This window comes from Levilactobacillus bambusae (assembly GCF_003124125.1).
Taxonomy (GTDB): Bacteria; Bacillota; Bacilli; order Lactobacillales; family Lactobacillaceae; genus Levilactobacillus; species Levilactobacillus bambusae.
Genome location: NZ_QCXQ01000028.1, coordinates 1 through 1,188, shown reverse-complemented (window position 1 = coordinate 1,188; position 1,188 = coordinate 1). Strand labels below are relative to the sequence as shown.

Sequence of the window (1,188 nt, the reverse complement as noted above, 5' to 3'; positions counted from 1 at the left end):
TCACAACGTAAAACTGTTGTAGCACTTGGACTTGGCAAATTGAACAGCTCTGTTATTAAAGAAGATAACGCTGCTATCCGTGGTATGATCACAGCAGTATCTCACTTAGTAACAGTTGAAGAAGTAAACTAATGAAGTTTTAGGGGATGTGCACTGTACCATCCCCTAAAACTAGATATAGTCATCTATGATGACATCGTATAGGCGAGTTGATGGGGGAGACAACCTTTTCTCCCTTATCGGCGCTAGCATTTTACAAAAGAGGAGAAAATAAAAATGAAACTTCATGAATTGAAACCTGCAGAAGGTTCTCGTAAAGTACGTAACCGCGTTGGTCGTGGTACTTCATCAGGTAACGGTAAAACATCTGGTCGTGGTCAAAAAGGTCAAAAAGCTCGTAGCGGTGGCGGAGTTCGCCTTGGTTTTGAAGGTGGACAAACTCCATTGTTCCGTCGTCTTCCAAAACGTGGATTCACTAACATCAACGCTAAAGAATACGCAATTGTGAACCTTGACCAATTGAACGTCTTTGAAGATGGTGCTGAAGTAACTCCAGTTGTTCTTATCGAAGCAGGAATTGTTAAAGCTGAAAAGTCAGGTATTAAAATTCTTGGTAACGGTGAGTTGACTAAGAAATTGACTGTGAAAGCAGCTAAATTCTCTAAATCAGCTGAAGAAGCTATCACTGCTAAAGGTGGTTCAGTAGAAGTCATCTAAGAGAGGTGACCTATGTTTTTTAAATTATTAAGAGAAGCTCTTAAAGTCAAGCAGGTTCGATCAAAAATTTTATTTACAATTTTTATCGTTTTGGTCTTTCGTATCGGAACTAGCATTACAGTTCCTGGTGTGAATGCCAATAGCTTGAATGCTTTAAGTGGATTATCCTTCTTAAACATGTTGAGCTTGGTGTCGGGGAATGCCCTAAAAAACTTTTCGATTTTTGCCCTAGGAGTTAGTCCCTATATCACCGCTTCTATTGTTGTCCAACTCTTGCAAATGGATATTTTACCCAAGTTTGTAGAGTGGGGTAAACAAGGGGAAGTAGGTCGAAGAAAATTGAATCAAGCTACTCGTTATATTGCTCTAGTTCTCGCTTTTGTGCAATCTATCGGGATTACAGCTGGTTTTAATACCTTGGCTGGAGCTCAATTGATTAAAACTGCTTTAACTCCACAAGTTTTTCTGACG

At 39.6% G+C, this 1,188-nt stretch carries 3 protein-coding genes; all 3 read left to right on the top strand.

Features of this window, described 5'->3' with window-relative positions:
- The coding region (rpmD, locus tag DCM90_RS09755; protein ID WP_109251160.1) for a 50S ribosomal protein L30 at nucleotides 1–132 on the top strand (132 nt) is incomplete at its 5' end.
- A gap of 144 nt (nucleotides 133–276) precedes the next feature.
- Nucleotides 277–717 (top strand): 50S ribosomal protein L15, encoded by a 441-nt coding sequence (gene rplO / locus DCM90_RS09750; RefSeq protein ID WP_000766087.1) that lies wholly within the window; start codon nucleotides 277–279, stop codon nucleotides 715–717.
- A gap of 12 nt (nucleotides 718–729) precedes the next feature.
- The coding region (locus tag DCM90_RS09745) for a preprotein translocase subunit SecY (protein WP_370738414.1) at nucleotides 730–1,188 on the top strand (459 nt) is incomplete at its 3' end.